General features: G+C 55.1%; 12 protein-coding genes. 6 read left to right on the plus strand and 6 right to left on the minus strand.

What is annotated here, in order from left to right; genetic code table 11:
• The 6 genes from N879_RS08195 to N879_RS08220 all read right to left on the minus strand — a co-directional run.
• Positions 1-1,515: retention module-containing protein (locus N879_RS08195; protein ID WP_152978313.1), on the minus strand; the 1,515-nt coding region annotated here is incomplete at its 3' end.
• A gap of 175 nt (positions 1,516-1,690) precedes the next feature.
• On the minus strand, positions 1,691-2,305 hold the full coding sequence (locus N879_RS08200; RefSeq protein ID WP_009462470.1) for a response regulator transcription factor: 615 nt from the start codon (positions 2,303-2,305) through the stop codon (positions 1,691-1,693).
• A gap of 108 nt (positions 2,306-2,413) precedes the next feature.
• Positions 2,414-3,775, minus strand: a complete 1,362-nt coding sequence (locus N879_RS08205; protein ID WP_031232555.1) for an HlyD family type I secretion periplasmic adaptor subunit — start codon at positions 3,773-3,775, stop codon at positions 2,414-2,416.
• On the minus strand, positions 3,772-5,961 hold the full coding sequence (locus N879_RS08210) for a type I secretion system permease/ATPase (protein ID WP_031232557.1): 2,190 nt from the start codon (positions 5,959-5,961) through the stop codon (positions 3,772-3,774). The genes N879_RS08205 and N879_RS08210 overlap by 4 nt, the downstream gene beginning before the upstream one ends.
• Complete coding sequence (locus N879_RS08215; protein ID WP_022983326.1) at positions 5,939-6,160, minus strand: hypothetical protein; 222 nt, start codon at positions 6,158-6,160, stop codon at positions 5,939-5,941. The genes N879_RS08210 and N879_RS08215 overlap by 23 nt, the downstream gene beginning before the upstream one ends.
• A 43-nt stretch (positions 6,161-6,203) precedes the next feature.
• Positions 6,204-7,721, minus strand: a complete 1,518-nt coding sequence (locus N879_RS08220) for a TolC family outer membrane protein (RefSeq protein ID WP_009462462.1) — start codon at positions 7,719-7,721, stop codon at positions 6,204-6,206.
• Positions 7,722-8,569: 848 nt separating this feature from the next.
• Here N879_RS08220 and N879_RS08225 point away from each other — a divergent pair.
• The 6 genes from N879_RS08225 to N879_RS08250 all read left to right on the plus strand — a co-directional run bounded on the left by N879_RS08225 (position 8,570) and on the right by N879_RS08250 (position 17,997).
• Positions 8,570-9,997 (plus strand): NAD-dependent succinate-semialdehyde dehydrogenase, encoded by a 1,428-nt coding sequence (locus tag N879_RS08225; RefSeq protein WP_022983327.1) that lies wholly within the window; start codon positions 8,570-8,572, stop codon positions 9,995-9,997.
• A 106-nt stretch (positions 9,998-10,103) separates the two neighbouring features.
• On the plus strand, positions 10,104-10,757 hold the full coding sequence (locus N879_RS08230; RefSeq protein ID WP_009462459.1) for a TetR/AcrR family transcriptional regulator: 654 nt from the start codon (positions 10,104-10,106) through the stop codon (positions 10,755-10,757).
• Between the two features lie 211 nt (positions 10,758-10,968).
• A complete protein-coding gene (locus N879_RS08235; RefSeq protein WP_022983328.1) occupies positions 10,969-13,314 on the plus strand; it encodes an acyl-CoA dehydrogenase in 2,346 nt (781 codons plus the stop codon).
• Positions 13,311-14,606 (plus strand): acetyl-CoA C-acetyltransferase, encoded by a 1,296-nt coding sequence (locus N879_RS08240; RefSeq protein ID WP_022983329.1) that lies wholly within the window; start codon positions 13,311-13,313, stop codon positions 14,604-14,606. The genes N879_RS08235 and N879_RS08240 overlap by 4 nt, the downstream gene beginning before the upstream one ends.
• A complete protein-coding gene (locus N879_RS08245; RefSeq protein ID WP_009462457.1) occupies positions 14,603-16,546 on the plus strand; it encodes a 3-hydroxyacyl-CoA dehydrogenase NAD-binding domain-containing protein in 1,944 nt (647 codons plus the stop codon). Before N879_RS08240 ends, N879_RS08245 begins: the two co-directional genes overlap by 4 nt.
• Positions 16,547-16,671: 125 nt before the next feature.
• The gene (locus N879_RS08250) at positions 16,672-17,997 is read left to right on the plus strand and encodes an OmpP1/FadL family transporter (RefSeq protein WP_009462456.1); all 1,326 of its coding nucleotides are present in this window, start codon (positions 16,672-16,674) and stop codon (positions 17,995-17,997) included.
• Positions 17,998-17,999 lie beyond the last annotated feature (2 nt).

Here is a 17,999-nt window from a genome sequence, read left to right on the forward strand (position 1 = left end):
ATCATCAACAATCTTACCGCTACCCTCTCCTTGAACCTTGTCAACAGGGGTGCCATTTTGGGTCTCGCCCTCTTGGGTGACCGTCAGGGTGAAGTCCTCTTCACCCTCAAAAATATCGTCATCTTTGGTTTCGACCGTAACGGTGACGTCAGTAATACCTGGCGGCAATGTGAAACTATAGGTGCCATCACCATTTGGAGTGACAGCGACAGTATCGCCGTTTGGCAAACGAACAACGGGGGGCTGACCAAGGTCTATATCATCACCATCTGTCGTCCCGTGCCCAAGCTTCAAGGTGACAGTGGTTTCGTTATCGACAGGTTTGCCAAAATTAACGTCAAACGTACCGGTACCGCCTTCATTAATGACGGTGTCAGATACTGTAATGGCTGGCACATCGTTGTCCACAACGACAGTAGTGACTGGGTCGCCGTATTCAACTTTCTCGTAGTTTCCGCCGGTACTGCTTTCGATACCGACATCTTCAGGAATATTACCCTGAACCGTGTTGTCGTCAGGACGCGCAGGGTAGGTCACCGAACCCGTGGTCTCTCCCTCTTTAATGATGATTTCTTCACCATTTGTGAGCTTGATGACAAGATCACCACCTTGGGGCGGATTACTTACGGTTGCCGTAATAGTGACATTTTCACCTTCAACAACGGTCGCAGGCCCTTCCAAGGTAATAATCGTTGGATCCTCGTCGTCGACGATAGTGCTACTGGACGTGCTGCTCGTATCCAGATTTTCATAGTTACCACCTGTAGTGGTACTAATCCCGACATCTTCAGGGCGATCGCCTTGCTTATACGAGTCATCTGGATACGGATTCTCAACAGTTACACGACCTTCACTTTCCCCCACCGGAATCGTAATGGTGCTGCCGTTAGTAAGGGTAATAACCAAATCCTGGCCTGTAACAGGCCTATCAACACGCGCAATAATGTCGTAGGGCTCGCCTTCGACAATATTTTGGGGTGTTTCCAGCGTAATAGTCGTTGTGCCAGTAACCAAACTCGGATCAGTATCATCCCCCGAGTAACCACCCAAGCGAGGTAACTCGACAGGAGCAACGGACGGTTTGGGATACTCCAACGCCAGGGGACGAGTAGTTTCAACAATGCTCATCAAGCGGACAAAGCTACTGCCGCCACCTTCCCCACCACCGCTCAGCACTGCTGCGGTCGGATCCAATTGCTCAAATGGATCTTGCCCCGCTTCCAAAGCTGCCAAAACCGCTGTAATTGCTGGATCGTCCGGATTGGCCAAGGCTGCAGCGACTGCGTCAGCATCAGTTTCCGCAATATCACCACTAACCAGGAAAGAGCGGTTATCAGAAATCGTCATGGACGGACTGCCGGGGATTTCAAGCTCAACGCTAGCACCTGTTTCGGTGATAATTTCGGCGTTAACAGGGACACGCATCCCTTCTTTTAGAGCTACCTTTGAACCATCGCTCGTACGAATCCATGCCGTACCTTCAACGCGGGTTACTAAAACAGTATCCAGAGCCATGACTGTCTAATTCCTAAAAAAAAGACTGCCGCCACGCAGCAATCCGAAATTAATTTCTTTGATATAAGGATATCGAGTTGCCTATCTACCCAATATTGGCGTCGCCGCCAGTTCGCTGTTTTATTTATTGTTATTGACCTAACTTAACAAAGCGAACGGGACGACGAGCAAGGTCTTAGGCTATGCCGTGTACTTTTAGCGCCAACATCAAACGATCTGTTACATCCAATTTTTCAAAAACAGCTTGGAGGTGAGCGCGAACCGTTCTTTCAGTGATGCCTAGATCGTCGGCAATCAACTGATTGGAGTGACCCAGCGAGGCGCGTTGCGCAACCTCGACTTCACGGCTGGTCAATGTGCTTTCCCAACCTGCCTTGGGTTCCAGACGACGGGTGACATCGCTAAGCAAACGGCTCAGCAAGGACTCCCCTACCCAGACCTGTCCACTGGCCACATGATCCAGCGCCTGCACCAGCAAAGGCGAGGAACTGTAGGCGTGGATATAGCCACGTGCCCCCAAGGCCAGAACAGCCTGACCTTCGGTATCCAAAGGACGGGGGCTGGCGACAATAATTTTCATGCCCTGCACTGCCTGGGCCCACTGGGGATGGTTCCACAAGGCCAGGGCGCTATCGATCACCACAAGATCACGCTGCTGTTGTTTCCAACGCAATAAATCATCCATGCCCTGCCCTCTGGCGGGCAGCCAGGTGACCGAATCCAGATGACGCCAATGCTGCCACAACGCTTCATCAGCAGTCAGAAATAAAACCGAATTTACTTGTCGCATACCGCTTTTCCCTTACTGGTAACACGAGCTATAAGCCATCAGCTCTTGGTCTGACTCGGGTGTTACACCTCTATCGTCAGCGCTACTCCCCCAACGGACAGATCGGTCTTAACGCTCCCTGAAGGCGTTGGATCTGGCCCTGAGAATAGGTTTGAGTAAGTACTGCATCACCGTTCTCTTTCCTGTCAAAATATGTACCTCGGCTACCATACCGGGCAAAATAGGCCGGTTATCATCACCGACATACACCGTTTCGGTGCGTACCTTCGCTATATAAAATGAATTACCCTTTTCATCCGTGATAGTGTCGGCACTGGTTTGCTCCAGCACGCCTGCCAAACCTCCATAGACTGCGAAGTCATACGCTGTAAATTTGACCTCGGCCGTTTGTCCAGCGTGCAAAAACCCAATATCCCGAGGGTTAATGCGCACCTCTAGCAACAGGGTGTCATCTGTAGGGACAATTTCCAAAATATCCTTGCCTGGCTGCACAACACCGCCAACAGTATTGGCAGCTAAGGTCTTGATCGTGCCACGCACCGGCGAGCGCACCTCAGACAGCCGCACACGATCAGCCAAGGCCCGCTGGCCTTGTTCTAAAGAAGCCAACTTGGCACGTGTTTCCGCCAGTTCAGTACGCGCTTGATTGCGAAAGGTAATTTCCACGTCACCAATTTTGTTTTGGGCTTCCTGGATAGCTGCCTGAATACGACTGATTTGCGCATTAGCTGCCTTTTGCTCACCGCAAAAACGCGCCACATCACGCTGCAGACGCAATAAATCCACCTCTGACACAGCCCCACTTTTCAGTAAAGGCCGAGTCATTTGCAGCTCTTGCGAAGTCAGGCCACAACTAGATGCGGCTTGGTCCCTATTAGCCTGTGTTTCTCGCAGCTCTTGTTGGCGTTGATTCAATTGCTCTTGGGCCAAGGAAAGATTGGAGCGAAGCTCATCCGTCCGTGCCTGCCAAACTCGCCGCTCCATTTCCGCCAGGTCAGGAGCTTTTTCCAACACATCGACGGGCATGTTAAGAGCTTGATCACCCGCAATTGCTTCCAATCGTGCAGCTTTCGCCAATAGTGATAAAGACTCCGCCTCATTCTCTCCTAAGGAAGAAGAAGCCCGAGTCGGGTCAATCCGCAGCAAAACCTCGCCGACCTCGACAGACTGCCCAGGACGAACCAAAATTTCCTCAACAACACCGCCATCCAGATTCTGTATGACCTGAACCTGACGTGACGGAACCACTTTCCCCTCACCACGCACCACCTCATCAATGCTGGCGAAAGAAGCCCATAGAATCAGCACACAGATAGCAAGCAGTGTCACCCAAATCAAAAGACGCGAACCTCTTGCCTCTTGATGGCGCGCAGTCCACGCCGCATTCTTAACAATGTTATTACCCGCAGGAGGAGCGTTAGAGTCCTCCAGTTGTGTCCGAAGCCATTTGCGCCAATTACTTTTCTTCATACTGCGCTCCGGGCCTTACCAATTTGTCCGCCACGCAATGCCGCAATCACTTGATCTTTAGGACCATCCGCAACAATGCGTCCCATATCCATGACGATCAAGCGATCAACCAGATCCAACAGCGCAGTTCTATGCGTGACTAACACAACAGTCTTACCGTCACATTCTTTACGCAGACTTTCACGCAACGCAGATTCACTCTGGTTATCCATATTGCTGCTGGGTTCATCGAGCAACAATATGGAGGGATTCCCAATCAAGGCACGGGCTACCGCAATAGCCTGCCTTTGCCCACCAGACAACGACTCGCCACGCTCGCCAATCATCATGTCGTAGCCATCTGGGTGACGCGAGGCAAACTCATCCACCCCCGCCTGCTTAGCGGCTGCCAACATCTGATCATCACTGGCAAAAGGCGAACCGATGGTCAGATTATGTTTCAAGGTTCCATAGAACAACACGGGATCTTGCGAAACATAGCCCATCGATCGACGTACATCGGCCGGATCAATCTGCTGGTTATCAAGGCCATCAAGCACGACTGTTCCCGCTGTCGGTTGAAACAACCCAAGGATCAACTTCGAGAGAGTCGTTTTACCAGATCCGATGCGGCCGATAATCGCAACCTTCTCGCCCGCCTTTAAAGAAAAGCTAAGCGAATCCAACACTTTTTGTGTAGTTCCTGGATAGCTAAAACTAACCCCTCGAAACTCGATCTCCCCCTTCAGGAAAGGCCGTGGCACGAAGTTGCGATCATCAGGATGCTCAACCGGCAACGACATATACATATCAACCGAATCGAGCGATGTCCGCGCATTCTGATACTGCATCATCAGGCCTGTCACTTGCCCTAAAGGTGCCAAACAACGCCCAGCGATCATGGATGAGGCAATAATCCCCCCCATGGACAACTGAGCCTCCTGAATCAAGTACGTACCAATGATAATTACAGCGATCGTGACAACTTGCTGTAACGTCTGCACGGTATTGACCGTAAGCGAAGACGTCAGTTTGATCTTTGCGCCCTGCCGAGCCAAATACTCAGTTGATTGCTCCCAAGAGCGCTGCGCACCACTTTGAGCATTCAACACTTTCAAGGTTTCCAGACCGGCCAAGGACTCAACCAGCCCGGCGTTACGCTGCGCGGCAGCTTGAAAGGTCTGTTTAGTTAACTGTTCCATACGGGCTTGGGCAAACCACGAAACAACCAACGCAATCACAATCGCTACAACGGGCGGGATCAGCATCCAGGGCGAAATCCAGGCCAGCACCACCAGAAACAATAAGATGAAAGGCAAATCCACCAAAGTAGTCAGGCTAGCTGATGCAATAAAGTCTCGCACCGACTCAAATGAGCGCAAATTAGCCGCAAACGAACCTACAGAGGCCGGCCGACTCTCCATGCGCAAATCTAACACTCGTTCCATGATTAGCGCTGATAACTGCACATCAACTTTCTTGCTGGCAACATCGACAACGTATGCCCGCACCGTCGTCAAAACAAAGTTCAGCAGCAAGACCAACCCAATCCCAATAGACAGAACCCAAAGAGTTTCTATCGCATTATTAGGCACGACCCGGTCGTACACATTCATGGTGTACAAAGGAATCGCCAAGGCAAACAAGTTAATTAGTACAGCAGCGCCCAGCGCATCACGATACAGACGCCAATTTCCCAGGACCGTGGCCCAAAACCAATGCTTGCCTTTTAAGGCGGACACACCTTCTCTGGCACGCGCCTCCACCCGAAACTCTGGCTGTACGATGGCTAATAGCCCCGAGTACTGCTCCTGCAGCGCCTCAACGCTTATTTCACTAGGACTCCCACTTTCCGGATAATGAACCTGCGCTTTCTCCTCTCCGTAGCTGAGCAACACACAAGCCCGATTATCCTTGAGCAACAAAATCGCCGGCAACAAGCTCGAATTCAACTCTGTAAAAGAGCGGCGCCATATACGAGAGGAACAGTGACCACGGGCCGCTGCCCGACTTAGCAGGGCAGGGGTCAAGCGTCCTTTAGGCAAAGGCAAGCCTGCAGACAAGTGCTGCGGCGTGCAAGGATTACCGTGGATACGGGTAATCTCTGCCAGGCAGGTCAGAAGAGGATCATCATGCGTCAGATGAGGCGGGATACTGTATTGCCCGCTTGCTTGTGTCGTGCTGTCAGATGAGTGGTTCATCGTCATTAATCAAATCCAGCGAATCCCGCAGGCGTTGACGGGTACGTTTGCGCTCGTTCAATTTGGCCAAGGCCTGGGGAGGCAGATCAGTCATACGAAGCACACCGTTAGCAACCAGTGCGTCAATCAAATCCTCCAGCACTCGGATAAAACTGGCATCCGAGACTGAGAGCTCTTGTTTGTAGTCATCTTCGTTCTGACTCATACGTGCCTCCCTTCACTATCCAATAACGCCAAGAAGCAGCTACTTACAGCCCGGCTGGTTTCTCGCGCAGGACTGGCGGAGCAATACCGTCGCGGTAATCAACAGAAACCGGGGTCAGGTTGCTGGTATCTGGAACAGGCGTCATACATGCCTTGAATGCCTCTTCGGGGAAGTCCAGCTTGGCGGCTTCTTCAGGCTGCTCCGAGTAAGGCTGGGACAGGCCAACTGCCGACACCAGACGGTGCGACAAGGTCAACCAACGGTATTCGGCTTGTTGCAGGTCGTAAGTGGCATTGGCCAGAGCACGACGCGCATCAAACAGTTCGTTTTCCGTATCCAGCAAGTCCAGCAAGGAGCGCTGACCGATCTGGAACTGCTGCATGTAAGCAACGCGAACCTTGGACGTAGCCAGTTCGTGTTGTTTCAGGAATGGCAACTGAGCACGCAGGCGCTCGATGTTGTTCCAGGCCACGGCCAGATCCTGCTGTACGTTGCGGCAGGTGTAATCGCGCACGTCGCGGGCAGCGTATTGCTGAGCTGTGGTTTGACGGATGCGAGCAGCATCGGCACCACCACGGAACAGGTTGTACGACAGCATCAACTGCACGTTGCTGCTTTGCGAATCGCGGTAAGCGGAACCTGGCGGATCGCTTTTGTCCTTACCGGTAGCTGCACGCAGTTCAAGCGTAGGCGACATACGGCCTTGAGCCACGTGTTTGCCCGACTCAGCAGCTTGATACAAGGCCTGCTTGGCCAAAATCACAGGGCTGGTGCGCAAGGATGGCAAGAAGTCGGTGGTATTGGCAGGAATCGACTCGCTCAGGCTAGGGGCCGCCTGCATGACTTCAGGAGCAGCCACACCCACAATGCGACGGTAGCGTTGCAGCACGTCGTTCAGGTTGCCGGCCTCGGTCATCATGTTGCTTTGAGCCAGGGACTGGCGGCCATAAGCTTGTTCCAGGTCCACACCACGGCCCACGCCGGATGCCGAACGTTCCTGAATCTGGCTCAGGATGTTCATGTGCATGCCGTAGTTTTCACGGGCCAGCTTTTCCATTTCGCGGTAACGCAGCACATCGATGTGCGCGTTGGCCGCTTCCAGAGCCAGGGAATCTACCGAAGCCAGCAGCTCGTAGTAAGTAGCCAGTTTTTCGTAACCCAACTGACGAACCTGGTTGATCGAGGAGAAGCCATCAAAAATCAACTGACGCAGTTGCAGGCTGTAGCCGCTGCGGGACCAGTCGGTAGACGGGGCACCCGAAGTGCTGCCACGCCACTCTTTGCCAACCCAACCCTGGGCATTGACCTCGGGCAACAAGGCGCCACGGCTAACGTTCTGACCTTCAAGCGCAGACTGGAAATCCTGGAAGCGAGCGCCAAGTTCAGGATTGGACATAATTGCCCGCTCAATACTGTCCTTGAAGCTCAGGCTGTTTTCCTGCTGGGCAAGCGCTGGTTGCGCCAGCAGTAGCGCTGTCAGCAGCGCACTTACCGTTAGAGTTTTCTTACCACGCACGTCGGCCTCCGTAAGATCTTGTGCCGCGTTCGCAACAGACGTCATTACGTCAGCGTTGCAACGCATTGCCAGATCAAATTTAAGTACAAAAATGAAAGAAGAATGGGTTCGGTGTGTCGCTCAAACAAAGCGAAAGAAACACCACCCGAGGGCCCAATACCTATGTATTGCACATGGGCTTTACATCTAAGGCTGGCAAGTACATCGCCAGCCGCAGCAGTATGTTCATAATGGACCGGGGCAAGACAAGGCGGAGCTACAGGCTTCTGACCTGTATTCTTGGAGCATAACCTTGTGTCTGATTGTGACTTTTTACGTGACGCATAGTGAAACTCATCACGTAGATCACGGGACAAATTGTATCTTAGATTACAAGGGGCTTCGTGGACGACAATGTTAAAAATGATAAATAGCCTGTGATAAAAAAAGCAACAATACACTGAAATTAAACGATTTCGGGCGATTAGGCGCTTAACCAATAACTGTTGCGCTTATCCCACGTAGCGCGATCGTTGGTAATAATCTACAAAAAACTTTCACCTTAATAAGCATTTAGGTTACATCAAGATAAAACCAGCTTATCACCAAGCGATAAAAATATTTTCATCGTTAAAAATATAACAATCGCTCACATTACGAATGCTGCACTTGTAACGATTTCTTATTGCAGCTAGATGTCGGTTTTCATCTCTTTGCCAGGCCTTCAAAAAGAGATGTGAAATCAAAAACTTATAACGGTTTCTTGAAACCCCCCTGTTTCGCGCCCGTTTGTTGCTTCTCTGAACAATCCGTTGCCGCAATATCCGCCGCCCACGCTTGTCCCGTTTCTGCTCGCCCGATACCATCGAACGGTACGTATTTAGTTAGCAACACAGACAACTTGGAGGCCGCTCATGTATCAACACCTGGCCCTGTATATCAATGGTCAATTTCTGGATGGACAAGGTCGCCAGACCCAGGCCGTCATCAATCCTGCCAATGGCAGCACCTTGGGCCAACTGCCGCTGGCATCCCAGGCGGATCTGGACGCGGCTCTGAACGCCGCCCAGGACGCGTTCAAAAGCTGGCGTCACAGCTCGCCCATGGATCGCAGCGCGATCCTGCGCAAGGTCGCGGAACTGTCGCGTGGACGCGCCCAGGAAATTGGCCGCAATCTGACACTGGACCAAGGCAAGCCCTTGGCCGAGGCGGTGGGCGAAATCATGTCCTGCGCGGATCATGCGGATTGGCACGCCGAGGAGTGCCGCCGTATTTATGGCCGCGTCATCCCCGCCCGCAACCCCAAAGTGCAGCAAATGGTTCTGCGCGAGCCCATCGGAGTGTGCGCGGCCTTTACGCCCTGGAACTTTCCCTACAACCAGGCCATTCGCAAAATCTGCGCGGCTATCGGTGCTGGGTGCACGATTATTCTGAAAGGCCCCGAGGACTCCCCCAGTGCGGTCATGGCTCTTGCCCAAGCCTTTCATGATGCGGGCCTGCCTCCGGGTGTACTGAATATTGTCTGGGGTGTGCCACAGGAGGTGTCGGACTACCTGATCCGCTCGCCCATCGTGCGTAAAGTCTCCTTTACCGGATCTGTACCTGTAGGCAAGCAACTGGCTGCACTGGCCGGTGCCCATATGAAACGCATCACCATGGAATTGGGCGGTCACTCGCCTGTGCTGGTCCTGCCTGATGCCGATGTAGCCCGCGCTGCTCGTCAGTTGGCTCGTTTCAAAATTCGCAATGCTGGTCAGGTGTGCATTTCGCCCACGCGTTTTTATATCCACGACGATATCTACACTGCATTTGTGGACCGCTTCACCGAAGAGCTGGCCAATGTAAAAGTGGGCGATGGTATGGACCCGGATACGCAAATGGGGCCCTTGGCTCACGAGCGCCGCCTGCCCATGATGCAAAAGTTTGTCGACAACGCCCGTTCTCTGGGTGGCAAAGTGTTGCTAGGAGGAGAACAGATCAAGCGCGATGGATTCTTTTTCTCGCCCACAGTGCTGACGGATTTGCCCGACGATGCACTGGTCATGACCGAGGAGCCATTTGGCCCCATCGCCCCCTTGACGCGCTACAGCGATCTGGACGATGCCATCGCCCGTGCCAACAGCCTGCCCTACGGTTTGTCGGCCTATGCCTTTACGCAATCCTTGCAAGATGCACATCGACTGGGCACCGAACTGGAATCCGGTATGGTCAATATCAATCACTTCGGCAGTTCCCTGCCCGAGACTCCGTTTGGCGGCGTCAAGGACAGCGGCATTGGCAGCGAAGGTGGTGCCGAAACCTTTGACGGATACTTAGTCACCAAATTTGTGACCCAGATCTAAGACTGGCTCCTGGCCCCGCTTTGCGGGGCTAGGGTGAACCCCTACTGTACTAACTGCGCATTCCCGTTACATTATTCAAACACTCGTTTGAAATTAGGAAATAACGGTGAAACGCTCTGATCGGACACAGTCCGCCATTCTCGATGCAGCCGAACATCTTTTCGCGCTGTATGGCCACGAAAATACCTCCATGCGCCAGATTACGGCGCAAGCCAAGGTGAACCTGTCGGCTGTCAATTATCACTTTGGCAGTAAAGACGGACTGACACAGGCCGTGTTCCAGCGCCGCCTGAACAGCATCAATCAAGAGCGCCTGGAAAAATTGGCGTTTTATCGCCAGCAAGCCGGTGAAGGTCCTTTGAAAGCATCCCAGGTGGTGGATGCCTTTTTTGGCCCACTGATCCGCCTGGCGGGTTCAGGCAACGGCGCCCCACGCTCGTTTATTCCTTTGCCGGGGCAGGACCGCCCGGCGCCGCAGGATTTCATTCAGTCCATCTGTTGGGACGAACAAGTCGCCATCTTCCTGCCCTTCAAGCAGGCTTTGCATGAAGCTCTGCCTACCGTGCCTGAAGAAGAAATCATCTGGCGATTCCATTTCATGCTGGGTGCCACCTCTTATGCCTTGATGGGCACCCAATCACTGCGTCGGGCTTTGCAATTACCCCTTAGCGACAGCCCGGAAAGTGAGCAACAACTGCAACAGCGCTTGATGAGTTTCCTGCTGGGTGGATTACGAGCTCCGTTACCCGCCAGCACCTGAGCTGAACGGCCCTGACCACCAAGCTACACCACGGTGAACCGCGCCCCTCTCTTAGGGGCAGCAAGTCGAAGGTGCAGCATGAGGGGGTTTTACCGCCGGGCCGCTACCAAGGCTCGGCGCCCCCGGTAAAAAGTGTCCCCTCGGGGGCAACAAGCCGAAGGCGCAGCGTGGGGGCCTTCTTCTTTTTTTTCTGAGCTAGTTCGGAGTTGCTATGTTTGTGACCTTGCTATTGATAGTGCTAGTGCTTGGCTGCGTCTACGTTCTCAAAAACCGGAATCTACGCACCAAGTGGCTAAGCCGCCCAATCTACCGCGCCTTTTCCAGCGTTCTGCCTGCCATGTCCCAAACCGAGCGCGATGCGCTGGAAGCAGGTACGGTCTGGTGGGAAAGTGAGCTGTTTCGCGGCAAACCCAACTGGAATACCCTGAGCTCTTATCCGGCCTACCGGCTCACCGATGAAGAGCGCCAGTTCATGGACAATGAAGTCAATGTGGCTTGCGCCATGATTGACGACTGGCAAGTCAGCCAGGAAGACTTCGACATGCCTGCCGAGGTCTGGAACTACCTGAAAGAAAACCGCTTCTTCAGCCTGATTATTCCCAAGGAATACGGCGGTCGTGGTTTTTCGGCGCAAGCGCACTCGGCGGTTGTCGCCAAGCTCTCCACCCGTAACTCGGCCTTGTCCGTCTCGGTCATGGTGCCCAACTCGCTGGGCCCGGCAGAACTGCTGCTGCACTACGGTACCGACGAGCAGAAACAACACTATCTGCCCCGCTTGGCTGATGGCCGTGACATCCCCGCTTTCGCACTGACCAGCCCTTGGGCCGGTTCAGACGCCGCCTCTATTCCTGACGTAGGGATTGTCTGCAAGGGCGAATGGGAAGGTCAGGAAGTGCTGGGCATGCGCGTCACCTGGGACAAACGCTACATCACCCTGGCTCCGGTTTGCACCTTGTTGGGTCTGGCCTTCCGCCTATATGACCCGGACGGTTTGCTGGGTGGCGAAAAAGACATTGGCATTACCTGCGCCCTGGTTCCAAGCGACCACCCCGGCGTGGATACTGGCCGTCGTCACTTCCCCTTGAACGCCATGTTCATGAACGGCCCCACCCGTGGCAAAGACGTGTTCATGCCGCTGGAGTTCATCATTGGTGGCCCCGCCATGGCTGGCCAGGGCTGGCGCATGTTGATGGAATGTCTGGCTGCTGGCCGCTCCATCTCTCTACCCTCCTCCTTTACTGGCATGGCCAAGCTAACCAGCCGCGCCGTGGGCGGTTACTCCGCCGTCCGTACCCAATTTCGCAGCGCCATCAGCAAGTTTGAAGGCGTGGAAGAGGCTCTGGCCCGTATCGCAGGACACACCTACGCCATGGATGCGGCGCGCACCATGACGGCAGCCGCCGTGGACCTGGGCGAGAAACCTTCCGTGGTCTCGGCCATCGTCAAATACCATGTGACCGAGCGTGGTCGTATTGTGGTGAATGACGGTATGGATGTCATTGGTGGTAAAGGTATTTGCCTTGGCCCATCAAACTTCCTGGGCCGTGCTTACCAACAGATCCCCGTCGGTATTACGGTGGAAGGCGCCAATATTCTGACGCGCAGCCTGATCATCTTCGGTCAAGGCGCTATCCGTTGCCATCCTTTCATCCTTGAAGAGATGACAGCCGCCCTGAACCCTGACCGCGAAGCCGGTTTGCGTAAATTTGACCAGGCTTTCTGGGCGCACATCCGCTACACACTGGCCAATACAGGCCGCTCCTTCTGGCTGGGCCTGGGTGGCTGGCGCTTGCTAAGTGGCCCTACTGGCACCTCCAAGGCCATGCACACCTACTACAGCCAGGCCAGCCGTTACAGTGCTGCTTTCTCCCTGCTGGCCGATGCCTCCATGCTGGTTCTGGGTGGTTCCCTGAAAATGCGCGAGCGCCTGTCCTCGCGTCTGGGGGATGTGCTGTCCGAGCTGTACATGCTAAGCGCCGTGCTCAAGCGTTACCAAGACGAAGGTCGTCATCAGGAAGATGCACCTTTGGCCCACTGGGCGGCTCAAGACGCCTTGATGCGCGCTCAACACGCTCTGGACAAAGTACTGGAGAACTTCCCGAACCGTCCTTTGGCGGCCGTGCTGCGCTTCCTGGTCTTCCCTCTGGGTCTGCGCCGTCTGGGCCCTGATGACAAATTGGACCACACCGTTGCCAAACTTTTGACCAAGCCCGGCGCCACTCGTGATCGTCTGACTTACGACACCTACTTGCCTGACGACGATATGGAACCCGTCGGTGCGATTGAAGCAGCCCTGCTGGCTTCGCTGAACACCCGCGATATTGACGCCAAAATCCGTCAGTTCGAGAAAAGCGGTCAATTGCAGGACAACCCCAAAGCCAACGTACGCGATCTGGCCGAAGCCGTCTTTCAGGCCGGTGGCATCACGGCCCAGGAATACGAGCAAATCCAGGCCCGCGACATCGTGCGTGATCGCGTTATTGCCGTGGATGATTTCCCCTTCGATTTGCGTCGGGAAAATCCTGCCGCTGAAGCCGCCAGTGGGAGCCAAGCATGAGTTTTCAACCGGTCTATATTATTGACGGCGCACGCAGCCCGTTTCTGAAAGCGCGCAATGCGCCCGGCCCCTTCTCTGCTGGAGATCTGGCCGTGCAAACGGGTCGCGAGCTGTTGCTGCGCCAACCCTTCGAGGCCCCGCAGCTAAGCGAGGTCATCCTGGGTTGCGCCGCCCCCTCGCCCGATGAAACCAATATCGGCCGGGTTCTGGGTCTGCGTCTGGGCACAGGTCACAAAGTGCCGGGCTGGACCGTGATGCGTAACTGCGCCTCGGGTATGCAGGCACTGGACTCGGGCGTACAGGCCATTCAAACCGGCCGCTCGGATCTGGTGCTGGCCGGTGGCGTGGATGCGCTGTCTCACGCCCCCATCCTGTTCAGCGACGACATGGTGCGCTGGCTGGCCACCTGGGGCAAAGCGCGTAGCCTGGGCGCACGCCTGAAAGCGCTGCGCAGTCTGCGTCTGTCCTATCTGAAACCAGTGATCGGCCTGCTTAAAGGGCTGACTGATCCCGTCGTTGGCCTGTCCATGGGGCAGACCGCTGAAATTCTGGCGCACGAGTTTGGTATCAGCCGTCAGGATATGGACGAGTTTGCGGCCCGCAGTCACCGTCTGGCTTTGCGTGCTCAACAAGAAAACGCTTTTGAAGAAATCGTGCCGTTAAGCGACACGCGCGGTAATAACTACCCGCAAGACGATGGCGTACGCGAAGACTCCACGCCCGAGAAGCTGGCCAAGCTGCGTCCGGTCTTTGATCCACCTTGGGGCAATATCACGGCCGGCAATAGCTCCCAGGTGACCGATGGCGCTGCCCTGCTGATTCTGGCCAGCGAAGCCGCCGTCAAGGAACATCAGCTCAAACCCATTGGCCGCATTGTAGATGCGCAATGGGCTGGCCTGGACCCAGCCACCATGGGCCTGGGCCCTGTTTTCGCCGCGACGCCTATTTTGGAGCGCAACCGTCTGGCCCTAAATGGTCCGGACTTGTGGGAAATCAACGAGGCTTTTGCAGCACAGGTACTAGCATGTCGTGCTGCATGGGACAACCAGGAGTGGTGCCAAAAGCATCTGGGTCGTGATGCTTTGGGTCTGCTGGATATGGACAAGCTCAATGTGGACGGCGGCGCCATTGCGATCGGCCACCCGGTGGGTGCCTCCGGAGCGCGAATTGTGCTGCATTGCTTGAATGCCCTGCGTCGTCGCAACTTGCGCCTGGGCATGGCCGCTATTTGTATTGGCGGCGGACAAGGCGGCGCCATGCTGATCGAATCGCTGCAAGGAACTGAATCATGATGCCCGTCGCTACCCTGGATTTGCAAAACTTCACGCTGTACACGGACGATCAGCAAATTGCCTGGCTGAAAATCGATTGCGTGGGCAGCTCGGTCAATCGACTCTCGGCAGCCGTCCTGCAGGAGCTGAACCAGGCGCTGGACTACCTGGGCAGCCATCCTCCTAAAGCACTGATCATTTACTCCGGCAAAGCTGCCGGTTTTGTAGCCGGTGCGGACATTGACGAGTTTTCGGAACACAACAACAACCCTGAAAAGGGCTTGGCACTGGTCACACGCGGCTGGACCGTCTTCAACAAGCTGGCCAAGCAGAGCTACCCCACGTTGGCGCTGGTGCAAGGCCACTGCCTGGGCGGTGGTCTGGAGCTGGCCCTGGCATGCCGTTATTGCCTGGCCGTAGATCAGGACGATACACGCCTGGCTCTGCCTGAAGTGATGCTGGGTATTTTCCCCGGTTGGGGCGGCATGTTGCGCCTGCCTGAATATATAGGCCCTGCCGCCGCCATGGACTTGATGCTGAGCGGCAAAAGCGTGGATGCTCGCAAGGCCGCCCGTCTGGGTATGGTCGATGCCTGCGTTCCTGTCCGTCTGGCCAAGCAAGCTGCTATCAAACAGGTGCTCAGTGGTAAGAAGCCGCGTCGCGCCAAGGGTCTGTCACGCCTGATGAATACCAAGCTGCTACGCCCCCTGGTTGCTAATCAGGTACGCAAGCAGTTGGCAAAGCGCGATCCCTATCAGCACTATCAGGCGCCCCGCGCCATCCTGGAGATCTGGGAAAAGCACAACGGCAATGCCTTGAAGGCACCCGAACTGATCGAACAAATCACCCGCTCCAACACCGCAGCCAATCTGCTGCGTGTCTTCCATTTGCAAGAGCGTCTGAAAAGCGTAGGCAAGCATTCGTCGACTCAGGAGATCAAGCATATTCACGTGGTCGGTGCTGGTGTCATGGGGGGCGATATTGCCGCTGTATGTGCACTGAAAGGCATGCGTGTGACGCTGCAGGATCAGGACCGCAAGCGTATCGCCCAGGCACAAGGTCGTGCCGCCAAGCTGTTCCAGCGCCGTCTCAAAGACCGCAGACTGGTACAAGCCGCCTTGGACCGCTTGATCCCGGACCCGGACGGCCACGGCATCCCGTCGGCAGATCTGGTTCTGGAGGCCATCTTCGAGAACGCCGATGCCAAGCGCAGCCTGTACGCCACCATTGAGCCCTTGCTAAAGCCCGGTGCTGTGCTGGCGACAAACACCTCCAGCCTGCCTTTATCCGAGCTCAGCCTGAACCTGATCAATCCGGAACGACTGGTAGGCATTCACTTCTTTAACCCGGTCTCTCGCATGCCCTTGGTTGAAGTGGTGGAAAGCGAACTGCTGGCCCCGGAAGTGCGCAGCGTTGCCTACGCCTTTGTGAACCAGATTGGCAAGCTGCCCTTGCCCGTTAAAGACAGCCCCGGCTTTCTGGTCAATGCCGTCCTGGCTCCCTATATGTTGGAAGCCATGCGCTGCGTGGACGAGGGGCTGGACCCGGCCACCGTGGACAAAGCCATGGTGCAGTTCGGCATGCCGATGGGACCACTGGAATTGGCCGATACCGTAGGCCTGGATATTGCGCGTGATGCAGGTGCCCAATTAAGCCAGCAAACCGCCATGCCAGCCTGCCTGAAAACCCATCTGGATCGTCAGGAACTGGGCCGTAAAACCGGCCAGGGTTTTTACACGTGGAAAGATGGCAAAGCCCAGAAATCTCCTGCGGGAACAGTCCCAAGCGGTCTGGCAGATCGCTTGATTAAACCGCTGATCGAACAGACCGAACACCAGGTTCGCATCGGTGTTGTGGAGAACGACGATCTGGCCGATGCAGGCGTGATTTTCGGTACCGGCTTTGCCCCATTCAGAGGGGGCCCTCTGCATTACAAAGCAACACAAAAACAACGCAATTAGTTCGGATTGGCACAAATACCTATACGCCGATTGGCCTAGGTCATGCACCATAGAAAACAAACAGGTGTTTTAAAACTTGTCATAAGCCTCTGTCAGACGTCGCACCTATACCTTGGAGAAGAGACATGAAAAAGACGGTTGTAGCTTTGCGTACCATCCCCGCCTTGCTGATTCCTCTGGGAATGAGCATGGGAATGGGTCAAGCCCATGCGGCTGGTTTTAACTTGCTCGAACAGAATGCGAGCGGCCTGGGCAATGCCTACGCAGGCTCGGCCGCCATTGGTGACAATGCCAGCACGATCTACTTCAACCCGGCCGGCATGACCTTGTTGCCCGAGACCAACTTCTCGGCAGGTTTTAACGCGATTAAACCTACCTTCAAGTTCTCCGATAAAGGCAGTACCGACCCCCTGGCCCTGACAGGTGGCGCCAGCCGTCCCGCTACTGGCGGCTCAGGTGGTGATGCCGGTAAAGTCGCCGCCGTTCCCAATATTTATCTGTCCCATCAGCTCTCGCCCAAGTGGTGGGTGGGCCTGGGTATTGGTGTCCCGTTTGGTCTGACAACTGAATATGACGAAGGCTGGGTTGGCCGTTACCACTCTGAAAAATTTGCCATTGAAACCATCAACGTCAACCCGTCGGTGGCTTACAAAGTCAACGATCAGTTGTCCTTCGGTGTGGGTGTGAACTGGCTGCACATTGATGCGGACTACCGTCTGGCTACCCCGGTTGGTTATCACCCGGCTTTGGGTCCACTGGACATGGACACCCGCGTCAAGATGAAGGGCGACGCCTGGGGCTGGAATGCCGGTTTGCTGTACCAAATTACCCCCAGCACTCGTTTGGGCGTTTCCTATCGCTCGCAAATCAAGGTCACGGCTGACGGCGACACCAAGCTGCGCAACCGCAACGTGCCGGCTGGCATTCCTGCCCCCAACATCAATTGGGACGCAGAAGCCACCATCAAGCTGCCTGACACCGCCATTGTCAGCTTGGTGCACGACCTGAACTCGCGCTGGCAATTGCTGGCCGATGTGTCCTGGACAGGCTGGAGCAGCATCCCGCGTCTGACCATTGAAAACAGCGGCCCCGGTGCCAAGGATTCCGGTCTGGAACTGAAATTCAAGGATGCATGGCGCGTCGCCCTGGGTGCGAACTACCACTACAACGAGCAGTGGACCTTCAAGGGTGGTATTGCCTGGGACCAATCTCCCGTTCGCGACAAGAACTACCGCCCAACCGCCCTGCCTGACAGCGACCGCTACTGGGTGTCCCTGGGTGCTCAGTATCGCGCCAGCAAGAACGCCACCTGGGATATCGGCTACACCCACTTGTTCCTGAAAAACACCGACATGAACAACAACACGGATCCCGCTGGTCGTGGTCTGACACGCGGTACTTACAAAAACAGTGGTGACATCCTGGGCGTGCAGTTCAGCTATCGCTTCTAAGG

It is taken from the genome of Alcaligenes sp. EGD-AK7, assembly GCF_000465875.3.
In the GTDB taxonomy this organism is placed as follows: domain Bacteria; phylum Pseudomonadota; class Gammaproteobacteria; order Burkholderiales; family Burkholderiaceae_B; genus Alcaligenes; species Alcaligenes phenolicus.

Bases quoted from the DNA above. Each gene is read 5' to 3' on its own strand.
- N879_RS08200 (WP_009462470.1), bottom strand. From the start codon at position 2,305: ATGCGACAAGTAAATTCGGTTTTATTTCTGACTGCTGATGAAGCGTTG.
- N879_RS08205 (WP_031232555.1), bottom strand. From the start codon at position 3,775: ATGAAGAAAAGTAATTGGCGCAAATGGCTTCGGACACAACTGGAGGAC.
- N879_RS08210 (WP_031232557.1), bottom strand. From the start codon at position 5,961: ATGACGATGAACCACTCATCTGACAGCACGACACAAGCAAGCGGGCAA.
- N879_RS08215 (WP_022983326.1), bottom strand. From the start codon at position 6,160: ATGAGTCAGAACGAAGATGACTACAAACAAGAGCTCTCAGTCTCGGAT.
- N879_RS08220 (WP_009462462.1), bottom strand. From the start codon at position 7,721: ATGACGTCTGTTGCGAACGCGGCACAAGATCTTACGGAGGCCGACGTG.
- N879_RS08225 (WP_022983327.1), top strand. From the start codon at position 8,570: ATGTATCAACACCTGGCCCTGTATATCAATGGTCAATTTCTGGATGGA.
- N879_RS08235 (WP_022983328.1), top strand. From the start codon at position 10,969: ATGTTTGTGACCTTGCTATTGATAGTGCTAGTGCTTGGCTGCGTCTAC.
- N879_RS08240 (WP_022983329.1), top strand. From the start codon at position 13,311: ATGAGTTTTCAACCGGTCTATATTATTGACGGCGCACGCAGCCCGTTT.
- N879_RS08245 (WP_009462457.1), top strand. From the start codon at position 14,603: ATGATGCCCGTCGCTACCCTGGATTTGCAAAACTTCACGCTGTACACG.
- N879_RS08250 (WP_009462456.1), top strand. From the start codon at position 16,672: ATGAAAAAGACGGTTGTAGCTTTGCGTACCATCCCCGCCTTGCTGATT.